The sequence below is a fragment of the Corynebacterium nasicanis genome (genome assembly GCF_042658165.1).
In the GTDB taxonomy this organism is placed as follows: domain Bacteria; phylum Actinomycetota; class Actinomycetes; order Mycobacteriales; family Mycobacteriaceae; genus Corynebacterium; species Corynebacterium nasicanis.
In genome coordinates, this window is sequence record NZ_JBHSQE010000001.1 from 264,332 (window position 1) to 282,368 (window position 18,037).

The 18,037-nt window shown below is 69.0% G+C and carries 19 protein-coding genes; 8 read left to right on the forward strand and 11 right to left on the reverse strand.

The genetic code is table 11. From position 1 onward, the window contains the following. Window positions 1–3: 3 nt before the first annotated feature. From hisH to hisD, 7 genes are all read right to left on the reverse strand, one after another. Window positions 4–639 carry an imidazole glycerol phosphate synthase subunit HisH gene (gene hisH / locus ACFPUZ_RS01345; protein WP_376999123.1) on the reverse strand — a complete coding sequence of 212 codons (636 nt, stop codon included), beginning with the start codon at window positions 637–639 and terminating at the stop codon, window positions 4–6. Between the two features lie 20 nt (window positions 640–659). Further along, complete coding sequence (locus ACFPUZ_RS01350) at window positions 660–1,034, reverse strand: hypothetical protein (RefSeq protein WP_376999125.1); 375 nt, start codon at window positions 1,032–1,034, stop codon at window positions 660–662. 283 nt (window positions 1,035–1,317) lie between these two features. Beyond that, a complete protein-coding gene (locus ACFPUZ_RS01355; RefSeq protein WP_376999127.1) occupies window positions 1,318–2,559 on the reverse strand; it encodes an MFS transporter in 1,242 nt (413 codons plus the stop codon). A gap of 9 nt (window positions 2,560–2,568) precedes the next feature. Continuing rightward, complete coding sequence (locus ACFPUZ_RS01360) at window positions 2,569–2,745, reverse strand: hypothetical protein (RefSeq protein WP_376999129.1); 177 nt, start codon at window positions 2,743–2,745, stop codon at window positions 2,569–2,571. Window positions 2,746–2,748: 3 nt separating this feature from the next. Continuing rightward, entirely contained in the window at window positions 2,749–3,351 is a 603-nt protein-coding gene (gene hisB / locus ACFPUZ_RS01365) for an imidazoleglycerol-phosphate dehydratase HisB (RefSeq protein WP_376999131.1), read from the reverse strand. After that, on the reverse strand, window positions 3,351–4,451 hold the full coding sequence (locus ACFPUZ_RS01370) for a histidinol-phosphate transaminase (RefSeq protein ID WP_376999133.1): 1,101 nt from the start codon (window positions 4,449–4,451) through the stop codon (window positions 3,351–3,353). The genes hisB and ACFPUZ_RS01370 overlap by 1 nt, the downstream gene beginning before the upstream one ends. 1 nt (window position 4,452) lies before the next feature. After that, window positions 4,453–5,757, reverse strand: coding sequence for a histidinol dehydrogenase (gene hisD, locus ACFPUZ_RS01375; RefSeq protein WP_376999135.1), 1,305 nt, complete (start codon window positions 5,755–5,757; stop codon window positions 4,453–4,455). 100 nt (window positions 5,758–5,857) lie between these two features. Between hisD and ACFPUZ_RS01380 the strand changes: the two genes are divergently transcribed. Next, on the forward strand, window positions 5,858–6,937 hold the full coding sequence (locus tag ACFPUZ_RS01380; RefSeq protein WP_376999137.1) for a YbjN domain-containing protein: 1,080 nt from the start codon (window positions 5,858–5,860) through the stop codon (window positions 6,935–6,937). On the opposite strand, the gene nadC is transcribed toward ACFPUZ_RS01380, so the two are convergent. The 3 genes from nadC to ACFPUZ_RS01395 are packed head-to-tail and all read right to left on the reverse strand — an operon-like array spanning window position 6,938 to window position 8,942. Continuing rightward, window positions 6,938–7,807: a carboxylating nicotinate-nucleotide diphosphorylase gene (gene nadC / locus ACFPUZ_RS01385; RefSeq protein ID WP_376999139.1), complete on the reverse strand. Its 870-nt coding sequence runs from the start codon at window positions 7,805–7,807 to the stop codon at window positions 6,938–6,940. A gap of 4 nt (window positions 7,808–7,811) precedes the next feature. Next, on the reverse strand, window positions 7,812–8,306 hold the full coding sequence (locus ACFPUZ_RS01390) for a hypothetical protein (protein WP_376999141.1): 495 nt from the start codon (window positions 8,304–8,306) through the stop codon (window positions 7,812–7,814). After that, entirely contained in the window at window positions 8,307–8,942 is a 636-nt protein-coding gene (locus ACFPUZ_RS01395; protein ID WP_376999143.1) for a hypothetical protein, read from the reverse strand. Between the two features lie 117 nt (window positions 8,943–9,059). Here ACFPUZ_RS01395 and ACFPUZ_RS01400 point away from each other — a divergent pair, with 117 nt between their 5' ends. Further along, the gene (locus ACFPUZ_RS01400; protein ID WP_376999145.1) at window positions 9,060–9,596 is read left to right on the forward strand and encodes a TetR family transcriptional regulator; all 537 of its coding nucleotides are present in this window, start codon (window positions 9,060–9,062) and stop codon (window positions 9,594–9,596) included. Between the two features lie 39 nt (window positions 9,597–9,635). Continuing rightward, the gene (glgX, locus tag ACFPUZ_RS01405; RefSeq protein ID WP_376999147.1) at window positions 9,636–12,083 is read left to right on the forward strand and encodes a glycogen debranching protein GlgX; all 2,448 of its coding nucleotides are present in this window, start codon (window positions 9,636–9,638) and stop codon (window positions 12,081–12,083) included. Here glgX and ACFPUZ_RS01410 read toward each other — a convergent pair. Then, on the reverse strand, window positions 12,080–12,481 hold the full coding sequence (locus tag ACFPUZ_RS01410; RefSeq protein WP_376999149.1) for a winged helix-turn-helix transcriptional regulator: 402 nt from the start codon (window positions 12,479–12,481) through the stop codon (window positions 12,080–12,082). The genes glgX and ACFPUZ_RS01410 overlap by 4 nt on opposite strands. Before the next feature lie 31 nt (window positions 12,482–12,512). Here ACFPUZ_RS01410 and ACFPUZ_RS01415 point away from each other — a divergent pair, with 31 nt between their 5' ends. The 5 genes from ACFPUZ_RS01415 (at window position 12,513) to ACFPUZ_RS01435 (ending at window position 18,007) form a co-directional block, all read left to right on the forward strand. After that, entirely contained in the window at window positions 12,513–13,661 is a 1,149-nt protein-coding gene (locus ACFPUZ_RS01415; RefSeq protein WP_376999151.1) for a DNA polymerase III subunit epsilon, read from the forward strand. Window positions 13,662–13,738: 77 nt separating this feature from the next. After that, the gene (locus tag ACFPUZ_RS01420; protein ID WP_376999153.1) at window positions 13,739–14,308 is read left to right on the forward strand and encodes a hypothetical protein; all 570 of its coding nucleotides are present in this window, start codon (window positions 13,739–13,741) and stop codon (window positions 14,306–14,308) included. 45 nt (window positions 14,309–14,353) lie between these two features. Continuing rightward, a complete protein-coding gene (gene treY, locus ACFPUZ_RS01425) occupies window positions 14,354–16,813 on the forward strand; it encodes a malto-oligosyltrehalose synthase (RefSeq protein ID WP_376999155.1) in 2,460 nt (819 codons plus the stop codon). Window positions 16,814–16,817: 4 nt separating this feature from the next. After that, window positions 16,818–17,825 carry a GTP pyrophosphokinase gene (locus ACFPUZ_RS01430; protein WP_376999157.1) on the forward strand — a complete coding sequence of 336 codons (1,008 nt, stop codon included), beginning with the start codon at window positions 16,818–16,820 and terminating at the stop codon, window positions 17,823–17,825. A 56-nt stretch (window positions 17,826–17,881) separates the two neighbouring features. Then, on the forward strand, window positions 17,882–18,007 hold the full coding sequence (locus ACFPUZ_RS01435) for a hypothetical protein (RefSeq protein WP_376999159.1): 126 nt from the start codon (window positions 17,882–17,884) through the stop codon (window positions 18,005–18,007). Window positions 18,008–18,037 lie beyond the last annotated feature (30 nt).

Below are 18,037 nucleotides of genomic sequence, written 5' to 3' on the forward strand. Positions count from 1 at the left end.
CCTCTACAGGGTGTCGACCCAGTTGGACAGCAGTTGCAGGCCGGCATCGCCGGACTTCTCCGGGTGGAACTGGGTGGCCCACAGCGGGCCGTTCTCCACGGCGGCGACGAAGCGGTCACCTTCGTGCTGCGCCCAGGCGACGGACGGCGGAGTGGTCAGATCGTCGGTCTCCAGGGTCCAGTCGCGGACGCCGTAGGAATGGACGAAGTAGAAGCGCTCCTCCCCGGAGAGCTGGGCGAACATCTGGGAGTCGGAGGCGCGCTGGACGGTGTTCCATCCCATGTGGGGGAGGATGTGGGCGTGCAGGCGCTCGACGGAGCCCGGCCACTCCCCTGCACCGCGGGTGTGCACGCCGTGCTCGTGGCCTTCATCGAAGAGTATCTGCATGCCGACGCAGATGCCCATCACCGGGCGCCCGCCGGCCAGGCGCTGGCCGATGATGCGGGCGCCGTGGACGGCGTTGAGCCCGGCCATGCAGGCGGCGAAGGCGCCGACGCCGGGGACGAGGAGCCCGTCGGCGGTGACGGAGATCTGCGGATCGGAGGTGACGGTGACCTCGGCCCCGACCTTCTCCAGTGCCCGGTGGGCGGAGCGCAGGTTGCCGGAGCCGTAGTCGAGGAGGGCGACGGTTTTTGCCATGGGGGAAAGTGTAGCGCGGGCTACAACTCCCACTCCTCGACGGGTGTTCGACGAGCTCCCCACAGTTTTAACCCAGGCCAGGCCTCTCGTTGTTCCAGCATTGTCTCCTCGCTCAGGCGCGGGATCGACCGTGCCACGCCAACGTATTCAGGCAGCGGCTTGATCTCCTCGTGCACTCTGTATTCCTCATGCCACGTGAAGGCCCCGGCGGCATAGTACTCGCGGTAGAGGTCACTCAACGTCGCCAAGTCGGCGACCGCACAATGAAACCGGAACTCTTCCAGCGTGTATTCCCCGAAGAAGGAGTCACCCAGCAGCTTCAGTCGGATGATCAGCTCCGGATCAAGATCGGGAATGTCGCTGAGCCTCCAGAGCGGAACAGGGCATACCCTCATGCGGCTTCTTCTACGGAGATTGATCCACCTCTGCACCCGCCGCCGGCGCGTATGAGTTCAGCCGGTCCCCCCGGCCACACTTCCTTGCAATACCAACCGTTGGTGTTTTCTCCCCTACCAGCGTAGTCGCCGATTCGATTACAGCAATGTTGAAAAAGAAATATGTCTCGAAATCCTGCTGCGTCGGCAGCCGGTGCCTATCCAGACCAAAGTAGGAACACCGTGACAACGGATAACATCTTTCTTTTCCTCTTTAACCCTCTCATCTATTAGGCCCGATGTGTCACGGCCCCTTGCCCGTCGACCGACGGGGCACCGGAATCTGGCGCAGGCGGGTGCGGATGTTGTTGTGCTCGGTGACGCGGTGCGCCCCGAGGACGCGGTCGAGCACGGTCGCCAGGATTCCCACCGCCACGATTGCCGCCGCCACGGTGTAGGCGCCGGAGTAGGCGGCGCGGGCCGCGACGAAACCCAGGATGACGGAGCCGACGCCGGTGCCGGCGTCGTAGGCCATGTTCCACACGGCGGAGGCCTCCGAGACCTTGGTGCGCGGCAGGCGCTGGAACATCCCCAGCAGGGCCTCATTCTGCACCATGCCGAAGCCGCCGCCGAATAGAACGCCGGCCAGGACCAGCCACCACACGGACCACCCCTGTGCCAAGACCAGCGCCATGAGAGCCACGCCCGCAAACCCCATGATCTGACCGGGGATCATGGTCAATCCCGCGCGGCCCACCCGGTCGGCGACCATGCCGGAGATGTAGCGAAGCACCATGGAGGCGCCGCCGATGATCGAGAGCATGACGCCGCCGATGACGGCCCCGGCGACAGGGTCAAGTTCCAGCACAGCGGCCGGCAGGAAGGAGGAGACGGCACCGAAGCTCATGGCCAGGGTGTTGACGGCCAGGGCCGGGACCAGCACCAGCTTCCACATGGACACGTCCCCCGCCGCACGCCCGCGGGGACGCGCCTGCGCCCGGATCCTGGGTATGCGCAGGCACATGAGAGCCGCCACGAGGGCCACCACCGCCGCGGTGACATAGACGGTGTCGTAGCCGAAGCGGCCGACCATCCACAGTCCGGCGGGCAGGCCGATCATCTGGGCGACACCGAGGAACACGCCGAGCATGCCGGAGGCCTGGCCCAGGAAGCGGGCGGGGACCAGCTCCGCGATGAGCGCCGATTCCGCCACGGTGAGCGCGCCGAAACCGATGCCGCGTAGGGCAGAGAAAAGGAGCAGGGCCCAGACGGCGTCGTCAAGCAGGTGGCCGAGCGCCGGCACCCCGAGCGTGAAGGCGGCGGCCACCATGACCGGGTTGTAGCCGATGCGGCGCAGCATCGCCGGAGTGAGGATCTGGGTGGCCACCGTGGTGGCCATGAACACGCCCGTGGTGGCCCCGGCGATGGTGGCGGAGTGCCCCGCATCGAGTGCCGCCAGCGGGACCACCGGCAGCAGCAGCGACCAGGCGCCGAAGGCCGCGAAGACCGCGACGAGGGTGGGGATGAATCCGGGGGCCTTCCACATGGTGTCGATTTACTCCATCGCTCCCATCATCCAGAAGACGGCGCCGGCGAAGGCCACCGCGGAGCACAGCGCCAGGAAGATCGTCAGCGGACGGCTGCCCGACTGATAGGCGGACCACGTCGCGCCGACGAGCAGGCCGGCGACGATGAACAGCAGGTAGACCAGCCAGTTACCGGAACCCTCCACCGCCTACAGCGCTCCCTTGGTCGAGGGGACGCCCTCGACGCGGGGGTCCTTCTCCACGGCCTCGCGCAGGGCTCGCGCCACGGCCTTGTACTCGGCCTCGGTGATGTGGTGCGGGTCGCGGCCGTAGTGGCAGATGACGTGCAGGGTGATACGGGAGTTGAGCGCGAGTGTCTCGAAGAAGTGCTCGTTGATCACCGTGGCGTAGTGCCCGCCGATGACCGCGGTGACCATCTGGTCCGGCTCGCCGCGCATGACGAAGTAGGGGCGACCGGAGATGTCGACGACCGATTCGACGAGCGTCTCATCCATCGGCAGCTGGCGGGAGCCGAAACGACGGATGCCGGACTTGTCCCCGACGGCGTCGAGAAGCGCGGCGCCGAGCACGATGGCGGTGTCCTCGACGGTGTGGTGCGCGTCGATCTCGATGTCGCCCTTGGCGTGCACGGTGAGGTCGAAAGAGCCGTGCACCGCGAAGGCGGTGAGCATGTGGTCGAAGAAGGGCAGGCCGGTGTCGATGTCGGCGCGGCCGGTGCCGTCGAGGTTGATCTCGACGGTGATGTCGGACTCCGAGGTCGTCCGGGTGGAACGTCCGATGCGGTCGGTCACTAGTGGTTCTCCTTGATCACGTCGGCGGCGGCGCGGAGGAACGCGTCGTTCTCCGCGGGCAGCCCGATGGTGGTGCGCAGGTGTCCGGTGACCCCGACGTCACGGATGAGCACGTCGGCGTCGAGGAACTTCTGCCAGGCGGCGTTCTGGTCGGCGAAGGTGCCGAAGAACACGAAGTTCGATTCGCTGGGGACCACATCGTAGCCCAGTTCCTCCAGGGCCGCGACGACGCGGATGCGCTCCTGCGAGAGCTTCTCGACGGTCGCCAGCGTGTCACCCCGGTGGCGCAGCGCCACCGTCGCCGCCGCCTGGCTGAGCATGGACAGGTGATACGGCAGGCGCACGAGCATGACGGCCTCGACGAAGGCGGGGTCGGCGACGAAGTAGCCCAGGCGCCCGCCCGCGAAGTCGAAGGCCTTCGACATGGTGCGGGAGACGACGAGCTTGGCCGGGTACTCGGCGAGCAGGGTGACGGCCGAGGGCGAGGGCGAAAACTCGCCGTAGGCCTCGTCTACGATGACGATGCCGGGGGCGGCGTCGAGAAGCGTACGGATGTCGTCGAGCGAGGTGACGTCCCCGGTCGGGTTGTTCGGGGTGGTGATGAAGATGACGTCCGGCCGGTGCTCCGCGATGGCGGCCAACGCGGCGGCCATGTCGATGCGGAAGTCCGCACCGCGCGGGCAGTCGAGGAACTGCGTCTGCGTACCCGCCGCGAGGATGGGGTGCATGGAATAGGAGGGCTGGAAACCGAGCGCCGTCCGCCCCGGGCCGGCGAAGGCCTGCAGCAGCTGCTGGAGGACCTCGTTGGAGCCGTTGGCGGCCCACAGGTTGTCCACCGTCACGCTCACGCCGGTCTGCTCGGTGACGTAATCCGCCAGCTGGGTGCGCAGCTCGACGGCGTCGCGGTCCGGGTAGCGGTTGAGCTCGGAGGCGACCTTGGTCACGGTCTCCACGAGGTCATCGATGAGCGCCTGGGAGGGCGGGTAAGGGTTCTCGTTGGTGTTCAGCCGGACGGGCACGTCGAGCTGCGGCGCGCCATAGGGCGACTGGCCGCGCAGTTCCGCGCGCAGGGGCAGCTGGTCCAGGGTGAGGCGGGTCACCTTACATCACCTCGAATCGGGCGCGGATGGATTCGCCGTGGGCGGGCAGGTCCTCGGCGTCGGCGAGCGCGATGATGTGCGGGCCGATCTCCTTGAGCGCAGTGCGGTCGTACTCGATGAGGTTGACCTCGCGCAGGAAGGTGTGGGTGGACAGGCCGGAGGAGAAGCGCGCCGTGCCGGAGGTCGGCAGGACGTGGTTGGAGCCCGCCGCGTAGTCGCCGAGGGGCACGGGCGAGTAGGGGCCGACGAAGATGGCGCCGGCGTGGCGGATGCGCTCGGCCACCGCGCGGGGGTTCGCGGTGTGGATCTCCAGGTGCTCGGCCGCGTAGGCGTCGGCGGTGGCGATGCCCTGCTCGAGGTCGTCGACAAGCACGATGCCGGACTGCTGGCCCGTGAGCGCCCCGGCGACGCGTTCGGCGTTGCGGGTGACGGTGTAGCGCGCCTCGATCTCGCGGTCGACGGCGCGGGCCAGCTCCTCGGAATCGGTGATGAGGACGGAGGCGGCGAGGTCGTCGTGCTCGGCCTGGGAGATGAGGTCATAGGCGAGGTAGACGGGGTCGGCCGTTGCGTCGGCGAGGATGGCGATCTCGGAGGGACCCGCCTCGGCGTCGATGCCGACAACGCCGTTGACCAGGCGCTTCGCCGCGGTGACGAAGATGTTGCCGGGGCCGGTGATGATGTCGACGGGCTCCAGGTCCTCGTCGCCGTAGGCCATGAGCGCCACGGCCTGGGCACCGCCGACGGCCCACACCTCCTCGACGCCGAGGAGACGGCAGGCCGCGAGGATGGTCGGGTGCGGCCAGCCCTCGTGATCCGCCTGCGGCGGGGACGCGACGACCAGCGAGGAACAGCCGGCCTCCTGCGCGGGGACGACGTTCATGATGACGCTCGAGGGGTACACGGCCTTGCCGCCCGGCACGTAGAGCCCGACGCGCTCGATGGGCAGGTGCACCTCGGTGACGGTCGCCCCCTCCGCCAGCGTGGTGGTGTGCGGGCCCGGCTTCTGCTCGGCGTGCACCTGGCGCACGCGGGAAATCGCCTGCTGCAGGGCCTCGATGACCACGGGGTCGAGCGTCTCGACGGCGCGGGTGAGCAGCTCCTCCGGCACGCGGACGGACGCCGGGGTGACCCCGTCGAAGGTCGCGCCGTAATCCAGGGCCGCCTGCGCGCCCCGCTCGCGCACCGCCTCGACGATGGGTGCCACGGTCGGCAGGACCGCGTTGACGTCGGTTCCGCCGCGCGGCAGGGCGCGCCGTAGTTCACTGGTCGACGGGGTACGACCGCGCAGGTCGATGACGTTGAGCATCGTGAGAATTCTCCTAGGTCGGCACTGTATTGCCCTATTGTAGGACTCAGGACCTGTGCATTCCGGCACAGCCCGGACAATGCCTGGAGGTGCCAGCCCGATGGTCACCCTGACGGAGGTGTACGTCGCCGCCGAGACTTTCGGATTCCACTGTTATGTGGGCGCCGACCGGCTCGTGTTCCCGTGGCATGACCACATCGTCACCGCCTACCTGGATGAACGCAATCCCCCGGCACTCATCTTCGACACCGAACTGCGCGCGACGATCGGGATGGAGCACACCGGCGAGCTGGCGCGCACCATCACCGCCTGGAACCACGAGCGCCTCGGGCCCACCGTCTCCCTGCGGGTCGGCGACGAGGCCGCCGTGACCCTCCACGCCCGTTCCAGCCTGCTCATCGGCGCGGGAATCACCCCCGACCAGCTGGCCGACTTCGTCCGCCTCTCCATGGAGACGACCCGCCTGGCCGTCGACCACCTCATCGAGGACCTCCCCGACCTCGCGATGCCCGAATCGGAGGACAACGCCGCCCAGCGGCGCAAGCAGGACACCGCCGCGCTCAGCGGCCCCCTCCCCCGCGACCGGCACGTGGGCGTCAACGAGCTTGACGACGACGTCGTGCAGCTGAGGGACATGGACCACCGCCGCAGTCAGGACGACATCACCCCGGGCGACCCGGACGAGGAGTACTCCGCCAGCATGAGCACCGACCACGACTGGGACACCCCCGCCGGGTTCGACGCGGAACCCCCCGCGGACGTCACCCTCGAGCGCGTCCGGCAGACCCTGGCGGATCTGGGCATCGAAAAGACCCACGGCGACGACGACGTCGTCATCGCCTGGATCAACGACATCCTCTTCGGCTTCTTCCTCGACAACGGCCCGAGCTACCTGGTCAAGGGGCACTGGGACCCCGGCCTGGACCCGGACTCGGACTTTCTGCGGATCTTCCTCCTGTGCAACGACTGGAACGAATCCACGATGACCACCAAGGCCTTCTGCCACAAGGACGACGACGGCCTGCAGGTGCGCGTCGAATTCACCGCCCCCGTGCGTGCAGGCATGACGGATCTGCAGCTCGAGCACAACACCGCCGTGGCCATCAACCAGGTGCTCCACGCCATCGACGAGATCAGCACCGACGCCATCGGCGAATCCGCCGTGGCCTGGCCGGAGTGATCAGTCGAAGTCGAGGCCCAGGTCGAGCGCCGGGGCGGAGTGCGTGAGCGAACCGACGGCGAGGAAATCCACGCCCGTGCCCGCGTAATCGGCGGCGCCGTCGAGGTTGAGCCCGCCGGAGGCCTCGAGGAGGGTGTCAGGGGAGACGGCGTCGCGCCGCTGCACCGCCACCTGCACCATCCACGGCTCGAAGTTGTCCAGCAGAATCTCATCGGGGTGCTCGGGCAGCAGGGCGTCGAGCTGCTCGAGGGTGTCCACCTCCACCTCGCACCACTTGTCGGGGAAGTGCTCCCGCACGGCGCGGAACGCCGCGAGGACTCCCCCGGCGGCGATGACGTGGTTGTCCTTGATGAGGGCCCGGTCGCCCAGCCCGAGGCGGTGGTTGACTCCCCCGCCGACGGTGACGGCGTATTTCTGCAGCAGGCGCAGGCCCGGGAGGGTCTTGCGGGAATCGCGGATCCGGGCCCCGGTGCCCTCGACGGCGTCGACCCATCGCGCGGTGGCCGAGGCGATGCCGGACAGGTGCGTGAGCAGGTTGAGCATGGTGCGCTCGGCGGTGAGCAGGTCACGGGTGCCGGCGCCGATGCGCGCGACGACGTCCCCTGCCTGAACGCGGGTGCCGTCGGCGGCGATCTCCTCCACCCGGAAATCGGTGGTGGCCACCTGCCGCAGCACGCGGTCGACGACGAACAGGCCTGCCACCGTCCCCGGCTGCCGGGACACGATCCGCGCGCTCGAGCGGTGCTCGGCGGGCACCGTGGCGCGGCTGGTGATGTCCGGTCCGAAGGTGAGGTCCTCGTCGAGGGCGCGGGCGATGAGCCGGTCCACGTCCTCGAGATCGACGGTCACGGTGGGGAAGTCTGGCGTCATGCCCTCACTGTAGCGGCGGGGTCACCAGCGCGGAACACCAGTACGCCAGAGCCGCCAGGAGGGGGGCCGCGGCCCAGCCGATCCCCGGGGCCAGGCCCGGCACGATGCTCACCCGGTCCCCCGCGGCGAGCAGATGCGGGTCCCCGACGTCATGCAGCCACCCGGACGTGACGGTGCCGACCTCGAGGAACGCGAAGGCCGAAACCACCGCGACGGCCATGAGCCACCACAGCATGAGCGGGCCGCGGGTGGCGGGCGAGAGGACGTAGGCGCTCAGCGACACAAGCACCGCCAGCAGTCCGGTGGCGGCGACGAAGCTGCCGAAGGAGACGAACTCGATGTTCGCCGCGGCGGCATCGATGATCACCTGACCACCCTCGGCCAGGGTGCCCGAGTAGGCCGGGCGGAGCAGCCCCCACAGTGCCCCGACGGCACTGTAGATCAGCAGGGACACCGCGGCCACGCCCGCCGCGGTGCCCACGGTGCGCGGGATCCTCATTTAGGTGCAGAACTTCCAGCGCCCGTCCTCGTGCAGGTAGCGCTGCGTCCGGGTCTCGGTCTGGCCGGCGGACACCGCGGTGACCACGGCGGAGGCCCGGTTGCCGTCGACGCGGACGTCGGTGACGGACTGGATGTGCGGGTTGGCCGTGGCGTACTGCGGCATGTCGGCCAGGCGGGAGTCGGGCACCCCGTTGAGGTCCATGGCCTGCGCGCCACCCTGGGCGGCGACGGCCTCGTGGCACGTGTTCTCCGGGATGTAGCGCAGCATCTGGTGGAAGGTCTCCACCTCATAGATGCCGCGGACCAGGTGCTCGATCTCCGCCTGCTCCGCCGCGTTGGCGGTGTGGCCGCCCTGGACGGGCTCCGGCTCCGGGATGTTCGTGTCGAGCAGCGGATCGGCGGCGGGGGCCGCCTCCGGCTCCGGCGTGGGCTCCACGGTGGATTCCTCCGTGGTCGGCTCCTCCGAGGAGCTGGTCGGCGTCGTTGACTCGCTCGTGCGGGTCGAGGTGACGGTGCTCTGGGTGGGGACACCGGTGGCGGTGCTCTCCACGGTCTCGCCGGATCCGCACGCCGCTGCGAACGTCAATGGGACGGTGAGGGCCAGGGCCGCCACGAGGGTCTTCTTCACGGTCACTGTCGTCAATCTCCTACCGGATGCTCAATGTGCGATCGATGGGCCACCCTATCAACACGCCGCGGTCGACGCCTGGCAGCACCCTGAGAGTTTGTCCACCAGGTAGGCTCTGACGGTGTGCAGCTGACCCGCGATTCCATCATCGCCGCCGCCGTGACCATTCTGGACACCTACGGCCTGGCGGACATGAGCATGCGACGGGTCGCCACCTCCCTGGGTGTTGCACCGGGGGCTCTGTACTGGCATATCGCCAACAAGCAGCAACTCATTACAGCCATCGCCGAGGAGATCCTCTCCCCCGTCCTCTCCGACCCGGCGCCCGGCGGAGCGGCGGAGGTCGCCGGGGCCCTCCGCACGGCGATGCTCTCGCGTCGCGACGGCGCCGAGGTGGTCGCCGCGGCCCTGTCGCAGCCGGATTCGCCGACCCGCGCGGACGTCGAGAAGCGGCTCGGGCAGAGCCTGCCCGGGGACGCTGACCTGGTCCGCATCGGCGCGGCCACCCTGCTGCACCTGGTGCTCGGGGCCACCGCCCTGGAACAGGCGCGCGCCCAGCACGCGGCGGACACCGGGGCCGAGCTGCCGGGGGACGCCTCCGCCGATTTCCGGCGCGGAGTGAGCCTGCTGCTTGCTGGTCTGTCCACAAGCCGTGGCTGAGACGGAGAATCTGTCCGGGAACCGTTAAGATCGGCAACCATGACTACTGAGTCCGACCACAACTACACGGTCTGGCCGGGTGACCCCTATCCCCTGGGCTCCACCTACGACGGCGCAGGCACCAACTTCGCACTCTTCTCCTATGTCGCCGAGAAGGTGGAACTGTGCCTCATTGACCGGGAGGACAACGAAGTCCGGATCAATCTCGAAGAGGTGCACGCCAACGTCTGGCACTGCTACCTCCCCGGCGTCCAGCCCGGGCAGCGCTACGGCTTCCGCGTCCACGGTCCCTACGACCCGCACAACGGCAAGCGCTGCGACCCGAACAAGCTCCTCGTCGACCCCTACGCGCGGGCCTTCGACGGCGATTTCGACGGCGACCCCTCCCTGTTCTCCTACGACATCTTCGCCGACCCGCCGGGCTCGGGCCGCAACGAGGACGACAGCCTGGGCCACACGATGAAGTCCGTGGTGATCAACCCGTTCTTCGACTGGGGTTCCGACCGCGCCCCGCGCATCCCGTACAACGAGACCGTCATCTACGAGACCCACGTCAAGGGCCTCACCATGACCCACCCGGACGTGCCGCCGAACCTGCGCGGCACCTACGCCGGTCTCGCCCACCCGGCGATCATCTCCTACCTCAAGGACCTCGGCGTCACCGCGATCGAACTCATGCCGGTGCACCAGTTCCTGCAGGACGACCGCCTGCGTGACCTGGGCCTGCGCAACTACTGGGGCTACAACACCTTCGGCTTCTTCGCCCCGCACCAGGACTACGCCGCCGCCCGCAAGCCCGGCGGCGCCGTCTCCGAGTTCAAGGGCATGGTCCGCGCGTACCACGAGGCGGGCATGGAGGTCATCCTCGACGTGGTGTACAACCACACCGCCGAGGGCAACCACCTGGGCCCGACGATCATGTTCCGCGGCATCGACAACGAGGCCTACTACCGCCTCGTCGACGGCGACAAGTACCACTACATGGACTACACGGGCACGGGTAACTCCCTCAACGTGCGGGACCCGCACTCGCTGCAGCTCATCATGGATTCGCTGCGCTACTGGATCACGGAGATGCACGTCGACGGCTTCCGCTTCGACCTCGCCTCCACCCTGGCCCGCGAGCTCCACGACGTCGACCGCCTGGCCACCTTCTTCGACCTCGTCCAGCAGGACCCGGTCGTCTCCCAGTGCAAGCTCATCGCCGAGCCCTGGGACGTCGGCCACGACGGCTACCAGGTGGGCAACTTCCCGCCGCTGTGGACCGAGTGGAACGGCAAGTACCGCGACACCGTGCGTGACTTCTGGCGCGGCGAGCCGGCCACCCTCGGCGAGTTCGCCTCCCGCCTCACCGGTTCCTCGGATCTCTACGCCAACAACGGCCGCCGCCCCACCGCGTCGATCAACTTCATCACCGCCCACGACGGCTTCACGCTCAACGACCTGGTGAGCTACAACGAGAAGCACAACATGGCCAACGGTGAGGACAACCGCGACGGCGAATCCCACAACCGCTCGTGGAACCACGGCGTCGAGGGCCCCACGGACGACCCGGAGATCCTGGCCCTGCGCGCCCGCCAGCGCCGCAACTTCCTCACCACGCTCATCCTCTCGTTGGGCACGCCCATGCTCAGCCACGGCGACGAGATGGCACGCACCCAGGACGGCAACAACAACGTCTACTGCCAGGACAACGAGCTGGCGTGGATGAACTGGGACCAGCTGGACGAGAACTCCTCGCTCCATGCCTTCACCAAGCGGCTGCTCAACATCCGCCGCCGCCACCCCGTGTTCCGTCGTCGCCGCTTCCTGGCCGGCGGCCCCCTGGGTTCCGACGTCCGCGACCGTGACATCGCCTGGCTGGTGCCCTCCGGCAAGCTGATGACGCAGGACGACTGGGACTTCGCCTTCGGTAAGGCCCTCATGGTCTACCTCAACGGCAACGCCATCACCGAGCCGGACGCCCGCGGGCAGAAGATCGTGGACGACTCCTTCATCCTCATGTTCAACGCGCACTACGAGGAGATCGAGTTCACCCTGCCGCCCCGCGCCTTCGGTGTCCGCTGGCAGCTGCTCGTGGACACGACCGAGGACATCGGCTACCCCATCGAAGCCTCCATCATCGAGGCGAAGGGCACCATCACGGTCCCCTCCCGCGCGACCATGGTGCTCAAGCAGATCGAGCCGCCGGTCTACGACGAAGAGGACGAGCTGGAAGAGGTCGAGGTCGTCGACGACGCCGAGCGCGAGAAGGACCTCGGGATCGTCGGCGACAAGGTGACGGCGGACTCCGCCGCCACCGCCGAGCGGATCGCCGTGGAGCCCACCGTCGCGGAGCTCGAGGCAGAGGCAGCGTCGGAGGACGGCGAGGACGAGATCGAGCCCGGGCAGAACAAGGCCCTCCTGGCCACCATGAGTGAAGAGGAGCAGCTGGCCGCCAAGCGTCGCGCGGCGCAGCGCGACGAGTACACCGACGAAGAGGCCTAAGTGTCCGCCCGGTGGCGGTGGTCCTCCACGTCCCGGGTGTGGTCGATGAGCCACCCGATGAGCGGGTAGAACACCGGCAGCAGGCTGCGGCCCAGGTCGGTGAGCTCGTAGGCCACGTGCGGCGGCACCTCCGGGAACTCCCAGCGGGCGAGGAGGCCGTCGTCGACGAGCGTGCGCAGGCGGTGGGTGAGCATCTTCGGGGAGATGCCGTCCACCGCCTGTTCCAGTTCGCGGTAGCGCAGCTGCTCGCCGTCGAGGGCGAGGATGATGAGGACGGTCCATTTGTCGGCCAGCCCCGCCAACAGCAGGCGACTCGGGCAGGTGCGGTCGAAGGGATCAGCGTCGCGTACCCAGTCCTCCATGCCCGTCCATGGTACGCCGGTAGACTGACGGTTCATCCCGCCCTTCCTTCAGATCGGAGCCCTCGACGTGATCCCCGCCCACGGCGCCCAGCTCAGTGTCACCGCCGCCAGCATCCGCATCGACCGTTCCGCCCTGCTGACGGCTCTGACCGGGCAGGCCGTCGTGGAGATCCCGCTGTCCCAGGTCACGGGCGTGCGCCTCGAGGTGCCCTCGCTTCTCGACGCCGGCGTGCTCACCCTCGAGGGCCCCGGCACCACCATCGCCTTCGCCCCCGGCCAGGCGCAGGCGGCTAAGGACGCGCGGGCGGCCATCGAGGCGGCGCAGCGCGGGGAGTCGCCGGCGGCCGTGCCGGGCCTCGACTTCGTCGCCCTGTCCCTGGAGACCGCGAACGCGGACCCGGGTTCGATCCGCCAGATCGAGGTGCGCCGGATCATCGACGGTACGGAAGTGGAGGCCGCCGCGTGGTCGTGCACCCCGCCGCCCGCACTGGCGGAGGGCCCCGCAGACGGGCCGCCCTTCGCCGCGCTGGTGCCCGCGCTGCGGGAGTTCATCGGGGACCTGCCGGTCCTCGCGCACGACGCCCAGTTCGCCATGATGGGGCTGCGTCGGGCGTGCCTGGCCTCCGACGTCGAGGTGCCCGAGCTGCGCTACGCGTGCTCGCTCGTCCTGGCGCGGGCGACCGGGGTGGACGGGCAGCGTCCGGAGGAGATCGTCCTCGCAGTGGCCCAGCAGCCCGGCAGCCTCGCGGACCTGCAGGAGGCCGCGGGCTTCACCCTGGGCACCCTCAGCGCCGCGCACGCCTACCCGGTGCTGCGGCAGCGGCAGCGGCCGGCTCCCGTGGCCGCCCCGCAGAAGCCCGCCCGGCGCGCCCCCTGGCAGTCGGTGGCCACCCCGGACGTCATCCCCGAGGCCAACCCCGACGCCGACCCCACCGGCCCCCTCTTCGGTCAGCACGTCACCCTCACCGGGGATTTCGAGCCCTTCGACAAGGGGCGTTTGTGGTCGGCCATCGCGGACCTCGGCGCTGGCGTGGGCAAGAACGTGACCAAGAAGACGAGTATCCTCGTCGCCGGCACCTGGGCCACGAAGACCTCCAAGGAGAAGCGGGCGGAGGAGCTCATCGCCCAGGGGCAGGACATTCAGATCTGGAGCGGCGAACAGCTGCTGGCGGTGCTGGGGCTCGAGGAGCAGGACTCGGAACAGCCCCCGTTTTAGGGTGGGCGGGAACCGGCGGGGCGGAATCGCAGTCCAACAGTGGTGAACCTGCCCCCGCCCCAGACAGGACACCGCCCATGCCCCTTGACCCTGCCGCCCTCCTGCCCGCGCTGCGCCCGCACTCCTGGTTGCGCCGCTGCGGGCTGAGCGACGACGGATTCTCCGACACCATCGCCTACATCGCCCTGTCGCGGGAGCTGTGCGCGACGTTCACCTGTGACGGCGCTGACGTCAGCTACCGCGGCCTGGGGGACCTCGATCTCTCGGCCCACCGGGCGTGGGACCTGGCTGCCGCCAACCTCATGGCCCGCGCGCAGACCCCGGAGGGCATCCGGGTGCGCACCCGTCCCGCTCAGATCCTCCTCGGCCCCGGGGCCGAGGGTTTGCAGGTGGCGCTGCCCGGCGCGCCGGCCAGCGCGTGGCTGGCACACCCGCGGCCCTTCGCGGTGCTCGACGAGCATCTCCGGGGCCTGCTGGGTGAGTCGGTGGCGTGGTGGGCCCTGGCGTCGGGGACGGTGGTGGCGGTGCCGGAGGGGGGCGTCGAGAAGCAGGCGCCGGGCGCGGCGCTGGTGTCCACCCCGCTGGTGCGGCGCCACGGCTTCCCCGCGGCGGTGTCGTCCCGCACACCGGTGGCCGCTCCCGCCTAAGCTGTGAGGTGCACTTTTCTTCATTCATCCGACCCGAGGAGTTTCATGCGTCGTCCGATCACCGCCACCTACCGTCTGCAGCTGCGCGGACCACAGGCGGATCCTTCGGGACGCGCCTTCGGTTTCGCGGAGGCGGCCGCCCAGGTCCCCTACCTGCAGTCCCTGGGCGTCAGTCACATCTACCTCTCCCCCATTTTCACGGCGGACCCGGCCTCCAGCCACAACTACGACGTCACCGATCCCACGGAGATCAACCCGGAACTCGGGGGGATCGAGGGGCTGCGTGAACTCGCCGCCACCGCGCAGGCGGCGGGTCTGGGGCTCATCATCGACATCGTGCCCAACCACCTCGGGGTGGAGAACCCGCGGCTGAACAAGTGGTGGTGGGATGTGCTCCGCCACGGGCAGGACTCGGAGTACGAGCACTACTTCGACATCGACTGGCACGCGGACAACGGCGCGGGCGGCAAGCTGGGCATGCCGGTGCTGGGTTCCCCGGAGGACATCGATCAGCTGGAGCTGCGCGAGGTCGACGGCGAGGTCATGCTCGCCTACCACGAACACCTCTTCCCCGTCGGCGGGGAGGTCACCCTCGACGACGACGTGACGGAGGTGTACGAGCGGCAGCACTACCGCCTCATGTACTGGCGCGACGGGGTCATCTCCTACCGGCGCTTCTTCTCCGTGAACGGGCTGGCGGGAATCCGCCAGGAGGATCCCATGGTGTTCGAGCACACGCACCGCATCGTGCGCCAGCTCATCGCCGAGGACCTCATCGACGGCGTGCGGGTCGACCACCCGGACGGCCTGTCCGATCCCTTCGGTTACCTCAACCGGCTCCGTGAGGTCATCGGCCCGGACCGCTGGCTCATCGTGGAGAAGATCCTCGAGGTCGACGAGGTGCTGGACCCGCGTCTGGCGGTCGACGGCACCACCGGCTACGACGCGCTGCGCGAGCTGGACGGCGTGTTCGTGGCCCGCGAGTCGGAGGATTCGCTGTCCATGCTGGCGCTGCAGCAGTCCGGTTCGACGTGGGATGAGGCCGCCGTCGAGGTCACCCAGCACCTGCTCAAGCGGGAGGTCGCCCAGGAGGAACTGGCCGCGGAGATCCGCCGCCTGGCCCGTGCCATGCGCCGCGACAACTTCTCCACCGCCGGTTCCGGCGTGTCGGAGGAGGACCTCATCACCACCATCACCGAGCTGGTCGCCGCGATGCCTGTCTACCGCGCCGACTACCTCTCGCTGTCCCGCGTCACCGCGACGGTGGTGGCGGAGATGTCGCGGCGTTTCCCCTCGCGGCGGGACGCCCTCGACCTCGTCGTCGCGGCCCTCAACGCCAACGCGGAGGCGAAGATCCGGTTCGCGCAGGTGTGTGGCGCCGTCATGGCCAAGGGCGTGGAGGACACGACCTTCTACCGTGCCTGCCGCCTCGTCGCGTTGCAGGAGGTCGGCGGTGCCCCGGGCCGCTTCGGCGTCTCGGCGGCCGAGTTCCACCTGCTCCAGCAGGAGCGGGCGCGGCTGTGGCCGAAGGCGATGACGACGCTGTCCACCCACGACACCAAGCGCGGCGAGGATGTCCGCGCCCGCATCATCGAGCTCACCGAGCGCCCGATGGATTTCTCCGAGCTCGTCCACCGCGTCACCTCGGTCGTGCCGGCCCCGGATTCCGGCACGGGCCATTTCCTGCTGCAGAACCTGCTGGGCGTGTGGCCCGCCGACGGCCCGCCGACGGAGGCGCTGCGCGAGCGCTTCCACGGGTACGTCATCAAGGCGCTGCGCGAGGCCAGCGTGCACACCACGTGGGTGGATCCGGTGGAGTCCTTCGAGACCTCCGTGCTCGACTGGGTCGACGTGCTTCTCGACGGCCCCGTGACCTCCATGATCAGCGAGTTCGTCGCCCCCCTGGCCCGCGGCGCCGTCCGCGTCTCCCTGGGGCGCAAGATGCTGCAGCTGACGGGCCCGGGCATCCCGGACGTCTACCAGGGCACCGAGTTCTTCGATGATTCGCTGGTGGACCCGGACAACCGGCGCTTCGTGGACTACACCGCGCGCCGGCAGACCCTTGACATCCTCGCCGCGGGGGTCGACTGGGAGGATCTGGCCGCCGAGGCTGAGGCGCAGGCCGCCACCACCGGCGATTACCCGCACCTGGATCTCTACGGGGACCGCGCCAAGCTGCACATCGTCCACGAGGGCCTGAAGGTCCGCGCGGAGCACCCCGAGTACTTCGTCGGCGGGGACACGCAGGCGGTCTTCGCGGTCGGCCCGGAGGAGTCCCACCTCATCGGCCAGGCCCGGGGCACGGAGTCCGGGGTGGGCATCATCACCCTGGCCACCCGTCGCCCACTCGACCTGGAGCGCAGCGGCGGCTGGGGCGGCACCACGGTCACCCTCCCGAAGGGCACGTGGCGCGACCGGCTGACGGGGCGTTCCTACGAGGCGACGGTCCCGCTGGCCGAGGTGCTCAACCTCTTCCCCACGGCCTTGTTGGTCAAGGATGTCTGACCGGATGGCCCGCTTGGGCAGCCGCTATCACGAGTGGGTGCGCGCCCATCCGCAGGCGGCGGAGGATTTCGCCGCCGGGGTGGAGGACCTGCTGGCGGACGCGGGCGTGACCTATGACCGCGTCGTCGCCCGGGTGAAGGACTGGCCCTCGCTGAAATCCAAGGCCTACAAGCGGCGGGAGAACGGCGAGTGGATGTACCCGGATCCGTGGGAGGACATCCACGATCTCATCGGCGTGCGCGTGACCACCTTCCACTCCACGGAGATCCCGGTGGCCATCGACGTGCTCAAGCAGTCCTTCACCGTCCGGCGTTCCGTGGACAAGACGGCGGAGACCCGCATCGCCGGCGGCTTCGGTTACGGCTCCCACCACCTCATCCTCACCGTCGACGAGAACTCCTCGGACATCGAGGAGCTCAACGGTTACCTGGGTGTGAGCTTCGAGGTGCAGATCCGCACCGTCCTCCAGCACGCGTGGGCGGAGTTCGAGCACGACATCCGCTACAAGCGGGGCAACGAGGAGCTCGATCCCAAGGTGGACCGCGCCTTCGCCCTGGCGGCCGGGCTCATCGAGCTGGCAGATCAGCAGTTCGACCAGATCGCCGCCACGCAGGTGGACAGCGAGGATTCGACGACGCAGGACGTGGATCTCACCCCGGAGACGCTGCCGGGTGTCCTGGCCGTGCTGCTGGGCAACCGTTTCCCCCGCTCGCGTTCCGAGAACTACCGCTTCCTGGCGGAGATCCTGGCGGCCGACGGCATCACCACCGTGGACGAGCTGGCGGCGCTGCTCGAGGAGGGCGACATCGACTCGGTGCGCGGCGCCCTGCGCTACCGCTTCCATCCGGGACAGATCCGCCTCATCGATGACCTGCTGCTGCGCCGCTACGGGCAGGAGCACATCTCCCGGACGGGGCAGATCGGTGCGCGCCCGGCGCTGCGCCCGCAGCAGTTGGCCCGGCGTCTGAAACTCATGCGCGCCGCGCGCATCCTGCGCGACGGTGGACAGTGACAAGCAGTATCATGTGCAGGGTCTGCACTTTTCGTTGATTTGAAGGAGTTCTATTTATGTCGTCCCTCCGCGAGAACCTGCCCCAGGTGGCGGATGCCCTCCACGTGTGGGCTCTGACCGTCGCGAATTTCTTCCGCCCGATGGGCATTGACTTCCCGCCGGCGCACTGGGGTCTCTGGTAGCCACACCACGGGTTGTTGACGTATCATCGT